Consider the following 8,485-nt stretch of genomic DNA (forward strand, 5'->3'; position numbering starts at 1 on the left):
CGGGCGCTGGCAAGCCAGCTCCCGTAAGAACGGGGTCGCTTCAGATTTCGCCCATTTTGCACCAACACCCAAACCCCAGATTTCCGCGTCAGGCAACCGGCACCGCGCCGCCGCCATCCAGCGCCCGCCGCACCTTGTCCAACAACTCCCCGATCTGGAACGGCTTGAACAGCATGTCCATGCCCGGTGCCAGGAACGCCTGGCGGTTGAGCGCGCTCTGGGCGTACCCGGTCATGAACAGGATCGGCAGCGTCGGCCGCCAGCCCCGGGCGACATCGGCCAGTTCACGGCCGCTCATGCGCGGCAGGCCGACATCGGTCAGCAGCAACTCGATGGACGGATCGTTCTGCAGGTTCTCCAGCGCCAGTTCGATGCTTTCCACCGCCGTGCAGCGGTAGCCGGCATCCAGCAGCACTTCACTGACGAACATCCGCACCGCCGGCATGTCTTCGACGATCAGCAAGTGTTCACCATGCCCCTGCGGGTTGACGCTGTCCGGCACCACGCTGGGCAGCGACGGAGCGCTGCTGGCCGGGAGGATCATGGTCACTTCCGTGCCCCGGCCGATCACGCTGCGGATGTAGGCGTCACCGCCGGACTGGCGGGCGAAGCCGTAGATGGTCGACAGCCCGAGGCCAGTGCCCTGGCCCAGCGGCTTGGTGGTAAAGAAAGGTTCGAAGACCTTGTCGATCACGCTGTGGTCGATGCCGATACCGTCATCGCGCACCGACAGCGAAACGTACGCGCCGTCCTGCAGCTTGGGGTTGCCGAGGGCGTTGGCGCTCTGCGTGGTAACCCAGATGGTGCCACCTTGGGGCAAGGCATCGCGGGCGTTGATCACAAGGTTCAGCACCGCGCTTTCCAACTGCACCGGGTCGACCAGCGCGGTCGCCGGTTGATCGGTGAGTTCCAGCTTGAGGGCGATGCGTTCGCCGATGGTGCGGATCAGCAGTTCTTCCAGCGAGCGCACGTGCTCGTTGATGTCCACCGGACGGGTGTCCAGCGGCTGCTGGCGGGCGAAGGCCAGCAGGCGGTGGGTCAGCGAGGCGGCGCTGGTGGCGGAGTTGAGCGCGGCGTCGGCATAGATCTGGAGTTTGCCCGCCGGCTGCCCGCTGGTCTGTTTACGGATCAGCTCCAGGCTGGTGATGATCCCGGTAAGCAGGTTGTTGAAGTCGTGGGCGATACCGCCGGTGAGCTTGCCGAGGGCGTCCATTTTCTGCACCTGCAGCAGTTGTGCCTCGGTGCGGGCGCGCTCGGCGACCTCTTTCGCCAGTTGGGTGTTGGCGTCGTCCAGTTGCGCCCGGTGCGAGCGTTCGCGGTGGCGGTGCTCGGTGACGTCCTCGACGAACACCAGGCTGGAGCCCGGCGTGCGGTAGGGTGAAATCTGCCACTCGGTTTCCCGTCGTTCACCCCTGACCCGCATGTTCAGCGTGCCTTTCCAGCGCTCGCCGTCGGCCAGGCGCAGGCGCAACTCGCCGATCGTGGCCGACGGGTTATCTTCCAGGCAGTCGTGCAGGGCGTCCGGGTCGCCGTTGTTCGGCAGCAGCCGGGCGAAGGCGTGGTTGCATTCGTGGACGGTCAGGTTGGCGTCGAGCACAGCGATGGGCGCCGTGACGTTGGTGAAGATCTCGCGAAAGCGCGCCTCGCTCTCGCGCAGTGCGTGTTCGGTGTCGCGGACCCGCAGCAGGGTGCGCAGGGTCGCCAGCAGCACGTCCGGGTCCACGGGGTGGATCAGGTAGGCGTCGGCCCCGGCGTCGAGGCCGGTGATGATGTCGCCGGTCTGGATTGAAGCTGCGGAGACGTGGATCACCGGTAGCAGGGCGGTGAGCGGGTCGGCACGGAGTTTACGGACGATATCGAAGCCGCTCATGTCCGGCAGGTTGACGTCGAGGATCAGCGCATCGGGTCGCTCGCGCTCGATCAGGGCCAGGCCTTCGCCGCCGGTGCCCGCTTCGAGGACCTCATAGCCGTGACGGTCGAGGCGTCGGCGCAGGGCGTAGCGGGTGGCGACGTTGTCGTCGACGATCAACAGGCGGATGTCACGTTTCATCGACAGACTCCATGGCCACGGCCAGCGGAATGATGACGAAAAAGGTCGAGCCCATGCCGGGCTCGCTCTGCACCCCGACCTCACCGCCGAGCAGGGCGGCGAAGCGCTTGCACAGCGACAGCCCCAGGCCGGTGCCGCGCAGGCGTTTCTGCAACGGCGAGTCGACCTGGGAGAAGTCTTCGAACAGCGCGTTGTGCAGTTCCGGGGCGATACCGATGCCGGTGTCGCTCACGGCGAAACGCACCTTGTCCGGGCTTTCCAGGCTGGCCGAGACGCGTACTTCGCCGCTGGTGGTGAACTTCAGCGAGTTGGAAATGAAGTTGCGCAGGATCTGCGCGAGCTTTTTGTCGTCGGTGTAGAGCCGCGGCAAGCCCAGCGGTTCCTCGAAGATCAGCGCCACTTCGGCGGTGTTGATGATCGGGCGGAACATGCCGCGCAGGGCGGCGAACAGGTCGAGCATGTCGAACCAGCCGGGGGAGATGGTGATGCGCCCGGCCTCGATCTTGGCCAGGTCGAGCAGGTCGTCGACCATGTCGCTCAGCTCGCGGGTGGCGTTGCTGACGAAGGCCACCTGCTTGTGCTGTTCGGGGCTCAGCGGGCCGTCCAGTTCGTCGGCGAGCAGGCTGGTGATGCTCAGGATCGAACCCAGCGGGGTGCGGAATTCGTGGCTCATGTAGGACAGGAAGCGGCTTTTCAGGTCCGAGGCCTGGCGCAGTTGTTCGGCCTGGGTGTCGAGTTCCGAATACAGCGCGAGGACGCCCTGGTTGGTTTCTTCCAGTTCGGCACGCAGCGCCTCGGTCTCGTTTTCCAGGCGCTGGAACAGCGCGCGCTGTTCTTCGCTGAGGGTGGACAGGTCAGCCATGAGTAGCCTCCAGGGCGACGACCAGTACCGTGGCGTCGTCGCGGCCACGGCAGAAGTCGCGGTGCAGGACGGCGGCGATTACCGCCGGATGGCGATGTACCAGGCCGGGATAGTCGCGCAGGTTCCATCGGGACTGCAGGCCATCGCTGTACATGATCAATAGATTTCCGTTCACGTGAGCATAGTCAAAGGGCTGGGCTTTCCGGTATTGCACGCCGACGATGCCGGGGTGCGAGGTCAGGCCGCGGAGTTTTTCCGGGCCGATCAGGTTGGCGCCGATATTGCCGATGCCGGTGAAGCGCAGGCTGTCGCTGTTGGCGTTGAACTGCGCCACTGCCACCGCGCCGCCGCGGCTGCCGATCATCGCCTGGTGCATGTCCTGAAACAGGTCCTGGGGCGCGGCGAAGGGCATGCTCGCGAACACCTTGCGGCCGGCCAGGGCGGCGCGTTCGGCCTCTTCGCCATGGCCCAGGCCATCCACCACCAGCGCGCTGATGCCGTTGCTCGACAGCACCAGTTGCCAGCAGTCGCCGCAGGCCGGGTCGTTGTGCAGCGAGTGCTGGCTGGCGCCGAAACGCAGGTCGGCGTTGCGTTGGCCGCCGGCATAGAAGCGCGTCAGCACCACCGCGCCACGGTCGTCGGCGTACATGTCGAAGACTTCCGCCTGGCGCGCTATCGCGCCCAGGCCGATGCCTTGGGTGCCCCGGGTGGAGAAACCGTCGGTCAGGCAGGCCTCGCGGTCGAAACCGCCGGCGCGATCGATCGCCAAGATTTCCACGCCGACGCCGGTTTTACCGGGCACCGTCTGCACGTGCAGCTCGCCCCGTGCGGCGTGCTTGAGCAGGTTGCTCGCCAGTTCCGTGGTGACCAGCGCCACCCGCCCGGCATCGCCTTCGTTGAAGCCGAGCTGTTCGGCGAGCTTTTGCGTGGTGCGGCGGGCGTAGCCGATCTGGCTGACGTCTTCGATGAGCAGGACCTGAGTCAGCGCACCTGCGATAGTCACGTCCATCGGGTGATCGTTATGCGGGTGCCCTCGCCGGGCGCGGTGTCCAGTTCGAACTCTTCCACCAGCCGCTTGGCACCCGACAGGCCCAGGCCCAGGCCGCTGCCGGAGGTCCAGCCGTCAGTCATGGCCAGGCGGATATCGGGAATGCCGGGGCCGTTGTCGCTGAACTTGAGGCGCAGGCCCACGCGCGGCCCGTCTTCCAGCACCTGCCATTCCATATCGCCGCCGCCGCCGTAGACCATGGTGTTACGGGCCAGCTCGCTGACCGCGGTGACCAGTTTGGTCTGGTCGATCAGGCGCATGCCGCACTCGGCGGCGACCTTGCGCGCGGTCTGGCGTGCCAGCACTACATCCTGTTCCAGGCGGATCGGTTGGGTGCCGCTGCTGCGCACGATCATTGTCGGGCTACTCGTTCCTGGAGCAGGCGCATGCCCCGCTCGACGTTCAGTGCCGTGCTGACGCCGGGCAGGGTCATGCCAAGTTCAACCAGGGTGATCGCCACCGCGGGCTGCATGCCCACCAGCACTGTGCGGGCATCCATGATGCTCGACAGGCCGGAAATGGTGCCGATCATCCGGCCGATAAAGGAGTCGACCATGTCCAGCGCGGAGATATCGATCAGCACGCCCTTGGCGGACGTGCGGCTGATGCGCTCGGACAGGTCGTCCTGGAGGGTCATGGCGAGTTGGTCATGCATGTCGACCTGGATGGTCACCAGCAGGAACTCGCCCATTTGCAGAATTGGAATGCGCTCCATGGGTTCAGACCGGCTTGACGATGCTGATGCCCAGGCGGGTCAGCGCGAGTTTCAGGGCGTCAGCCAGGTTGGCCTTGGTCACCACGCCTTGCAGGTCCAGGCCCAGGTGGACGATGGTCTGGGCGATCTGCGGACGCACGCCGCTGATAATGCAGTCGGCACCCATCAGACGGATGGCGGTGACGGTCTTGAGCAGGTGCTGGGCGACCAGGGTGTCGACGGTTGGAACGCCAGTGATGTCGATGATAGCGATCTCGGCGCCGGTATCGACGATGCGTTGCAGCAGCGACTCCATCACCACCTGGGTGCGTTGCGAGTCGAGGGTGCCGATCATCGGCAGCGCCAGCACGCCGTCCCACAGCTTGACCACCGGGGTGGACAGTTCCAGCAGTTCTTCCTGCTGGCGCTTGATCACCGACTCGCGGGACTTCTGGAAGGTGCGGATGGTGTGCATGCCGAAGGCGTCGAGCAGCTCGGAGATTTCCCAGAGCTGTTCGGCCAGTTGCGCCGGATCGTCACGGTAGTGGCTTTGCAGCAGGCCGAACAGCGGGCCCTTGAGGGAGAAAATGAAGTTGGCGGTCTGGTGCGAGTCATGGCCGAGCAGGGCGCGGCTATGGGAGAGTTTTTCGAGGAACTGGCGGGTTTCTTCCCAGCCCGGGACATTGATATTGGTGCCGCTGTTGTTCTCCAGCCCGCTGGTCACCAGTTGCAGGAACTCCGAGGTCTGCTGTTGCAGATCGTACTCCTTGAGGTTGCGGGTCGAGCCGCTGGCTTCCAGGCTCTTGGTCCATTCGCTCAGCAATTGACTGCGTTGGGATTTGATCGCGTCGAGCGTACTGGTGCTGAATGCTGCCATGTTCGTGATTGCTCCTGAGAAAGAGGTCCGGTTTACCCACGCTACCGGTATTCGACAGTAGCACTGCCGAAGGGGAATTGTTTGGCGCCGTGCCACTATTGGCGGCGAATGTGACTCGGATCATTCGGCTATGCAAATGGTTCCGTGGCCGGAAGATTTGCCAACGGCCGCCCGCCCCCCGGTTTCAGTCACGAAGGCGCCCGGCGCGGATGGTCAGCGGCCAGGTGATCCGGCGGCGGGTGGCCGGGTCGCCCCATTCTTCGGCGAGCCGTTGCGCCAGGGCGTCCACCGGATTGGCGCCGAGGGCTTTTTGCGCGGCCTTCACTGCCGACCAGGTGTTCAGGTAGCCGATCAACTGCGGCAGGGTCCACTGCATCTCGATGACCTGCGGTGGCACCTCGATTGCCGCGAAGGGGAAGGGCAGGTCGCGGTAGCCGGTTTCCACATGGCGGCGCTCCGGCGGCCAGTAGCTGGCGATGTCGTGGTAGTAGAACTGCTGCAGGTGACGGTCCAGCTCGCCTTCCAGGTGCAGTACGCCGTAGGTGATCAGGGCGATGGCCGCTTGTGGCCGGGCGATGCGCCGGGCCTCGGCGTAGAAAAGGTCGAGGTCCAGCCAGTGGGCGGCCTGGGCGACGGTGATCAGGTCGACGCTGTTTTCCGCCAGGCCGCTGTCTTCGGCCTGGGCGGTGCGGTAGATCACGCCTTCGCGGGGTTCAGCGGCGGCGATCTGCGCGGCGCTGGCGTCGGTGGCCAGCACCTCGTCGAAGCGCTCGGCCAGCAGCACCGACAGTTGCCCGGTGCCGCAACCGCAATCCAGCGCCCGGCCGGTGCCGGGGCTGATGCTGGTCAGTTCGTCGATCAGTTCCAGCGGGTAGCCCGGTCGGTAGGCCGCGTAGCCGGCCGAGCCGCTGGAGAAATGATCCTTGAAATTCGTGCTTGTCATGACCGGCCTCTGTCTTTCTTTTTGGTTGACCGATGCTAGCGCCAGTCGTGGCGCGGCGACCATTCGACCTTTTTCCGCCCCTGCGGCCGGGAACTGGCGCAAATGTCATGGGATCGCCGGTGGGTCAAGGCAAGCGCACGCCACCCATCACCGCTCTTTCGCCCCGCGAATATGCTTGACCAGCAACTTCTCCAGTTGCTCCCACAACGCCGGGTCGGTGCTGAAGGCGACGTTGAAGCGCATCCAGCCGGTGGCCTGGGAGTCCACCAGGAACAACTGGCCAGGGCCGAGCATGATGCCCTGGTCGAGGGCGTCGTCCACCAGCGCGGCGCTGTCGGCGATGGCCGGGTGGCGGGTCCAGATGTACATGCCTTCGTCCGATTCGATGAACCGTTCGAAACCCAGCCGCGCCAGTTGCCGGCCCACTTCCTGATGCGCTTCGGCCAGGCGCTGGCGCAGGCGCTTGAGATGCTTGCGCCAGCGGCCGTCGGTGATGGCGGCGTAAACCACCCGTTCCATCACCTGGGAGGTGGTCAGCCCGGAACGCATTTTCAGTTGCACCAGGCGCTGCATCAGTTCCGGGTTGGCCAGCATGTAGCCGACCCGCACGTTGGGCGAGATGCTCTTCGAATAGCTGCCGACGTAGACCACCTGCTGCAGGTGATCAAGGGTAGTCAGGCACGGTTGCGGCTCTTCGATCATGTCGGCGTAGAGGTTGTTTTCCACCAGACGGATGCCGTGCTGGGTCGCCAGTTGCAGCAGGCGGTGCAACTGCACCAGCGGGGTTCGCGAGCAGGTTGGGCTGTGCAGGTGCGGCTGGGTGAAGAACACCGTCGGGCGATGATGGTCGAGCAGCCGCTCCAGGTGCTCCAGGTCGTAACCGTTGGGCGTGCGCGGCACGCCGAGCAGGGTCGCGCCCTGGAAGCGCAGGATGCTCATCAGGTTCGGGTAGCCGGGATCGTCCACCAGCACCACGTCGCCGGGCTTGACCAGCGTGCGCACCGCCAGGTCCAGCGCCTGGCTGGCGCCGTGGGTGAGCATCAACTGGTTGGGCGGCACGACGATGCGCAGGTCCTGTTGCAGGTTTTGCGCGGTCAGGGTGCGCAGTTCGGCCAGGCCCATGGGGTCGCCGTAGCCGCTCAGTTCCATGACGCTGCTGGCGACCTGGCGCAGGCCGCGGCGCAGGCCGTCCTCGAACATCCAGTCGTTGGGCAGCCAGCCGCAACCGGGCTTGAACGCCAGTTGCCGGCTTTCGAAGATCTGTTGCAGGTACCACTCGGAGTTGAACGCCGGCTTGGCCGGGTCCGGTTCGCTGGCCTGGGGATCGAGCAGGTCGCCGGCGGTGCGGTTGACGAAGAAGCCGGCGGTGCCGCGGCTGACCAGCAGCCCCTGGGCCACCAGGCGGTCATAGGCTTCGACGACGGTGAAGGTGCTCACCGAATATTTCGCGGCGAAGGCGCGGATCGATGGCACCTTGGCGCCGGGCTTGAGAGTCTGGTTCTCGATCGCTTCGCGCAACCCGTTGATGATCTGGTTGACCAACGGGGGCGAGGCATCGGGGCGTAGTTCGAACATGGGGAAGCAGTGCCTTCGAGTGAGCGTAACGCCGGCCGCGCATGCGCTGTATTGCATTGACGGCCTGTACAGTGCAGTGACGATTAGTGCGCGCTGTGCATGGCTCTTGAGGCCGTACATTTTTACATTAGGTAGCAGTTACCGCTAGATCAATGCCGTGAAGCTTCATGAACAACCGCTCGTCGAACCATGAATTCTCGATGCAAGGCCCAGCCCTTGTGTCTCTCCCGCTGATACCGGCGTGTGAAATCGTCGGAAACAGCGTTCTTGCAGCACCTTTCAGGCCCACCGGACGAGCCTGAGTACGACACAAAAGCTGCCCAGCATTAGCCGTTCGTCGGCCCGGGCAGCGTCGTGCACGTCGAATCAGAGCAACTGATGCAGTAGGGGGCGCGCCCTCAAGTCGCGCCCCCGTTGAGTTTACATGGATAAAAAC

The 8,485-nt window shown here is 65.0% G+C and carries 8 protein-coding genes; all 8 read right to left on the reverse strand.

Going from position 1 to position 8,485, the window contains the following annotated elements; all coding sequences use genetic code 11:
- Positions 1-88 precede the first annotated feature (88 nt).
- Positions 89-2,050 carry a response regulator gene (locus NTD82_RS16345; protein ID WP_262129469.1) on the reverse strand — a complete coding sequence of 654 codons (1,962 nt, stop codon included), beginning with the start codon at positions 2,048-2,050 and terminating at the stop codon, positions 89-91.
- Positions 2,040-2,912 carry a sensor histidine kinase gene (locus tag NTD82_RS16350; RefSeq protein WP_095159627.1) on the reverse strand — a complete coding sequence of 291 codons (873 nt, stop codon included), beginning with the start codon at positions 2,910-2,912 and terminating at the stop codon, positions 2,040-2,042. Before NTD82_RS16350 ends, NTD82_RS16345 begins: the two co-directional genes overlap by 11 nt.
- Positions 2,905-3,921 (reverse strand): ATP-binding protein, encoded by a 1,017-nt coding sequence (locus tag NTD82_RS16355; RefSeq protein ID WP_410017060.1) that lies wholly within the window; start codon positions 3,919-3,921, stop codon positions 2,905-2,907. The genes NTD82_RS16350 and NTD82_RS16355 overlap by 8 nt, the downstream gene beginning before the upstream one ends.
- Positions 3,912-4,316: an anti-sigma regulatory factor gene (locus NTD82_RS16360; RefSeq protein ID WP_095159628.1), complete on the reverse strand. Its 405-nt coding sequence runs from the start codon at positions 4,314-4,316 to the stop codon at positions 3,912-3,914. The genes NTD82_RS16355 and NTD82_RS16360 overlap by 10 nt, the downstream gene beginning before the upstream one ends.
- On the reverse strand, positions 4,313-4,675 hold the full coding sequence (locus tag NTD82_RS16365; RefSeq protein ID WP_095159629.1) for an STAS domain-containing protein: 363 nt from the start codon (positions 4,673-4,675) through the stop codon (positions 4,313-4,315). The genes NTD82_RS16360 and NTD82_RS16365 overlap by 4 nt, the downstream gene beginning before the upstream one ends.
- 4 nt (positions 4,676-4,679) lie before the next feature.
- Positions 4,680-5,531, reverse strand: coding sequence for an STAS domain-containing protein (locus NTD82_RS16370; RefSeq protein ID WP_262129470.1), 852 nt, complete (start codon positions 5,529-5,531; stop codon positions 4,680-4,682).
- A 184-nt stretch (positions 5,532-5,715) separates the two neighbouring features.
- Positions 5,716-6,474, reverse strand: a complete 759-nt coding sequence (locus NTD82_RS16375) for a class I SAM-dependent methyltransferase (RefSeq protein WP_262129471.1) — start codon at positions 6,472-6,474, stop codon at positions 5,716-5,718.
- 147 nt (positions 6,475-6,621) lie between these two features.
- Positions 6,622-8,049 (reverse strand): PLP-dependent aminotransferase family protein, encoded by a 1,428-nt coding sequence (locus NTD82_RS16380; protein ID WP_262129472.1) that lies wholly within the window; start codon positions 8,047-8,049, stop codon positions 6,622-6,624.
- Positions 8,050-8,485 lie beyond the last annotated feature (436 nt).

The organism is Pseudomonas sp. 5P_5.1_Bac1, from assembly GCF_025466015.1.
Taxonomy (GTDB): Bacteria; Pseudomonadota; Gammaproteobacteria; order Pseudomonadales; family Pseudomonadaceae; genus Aquipseudomonas.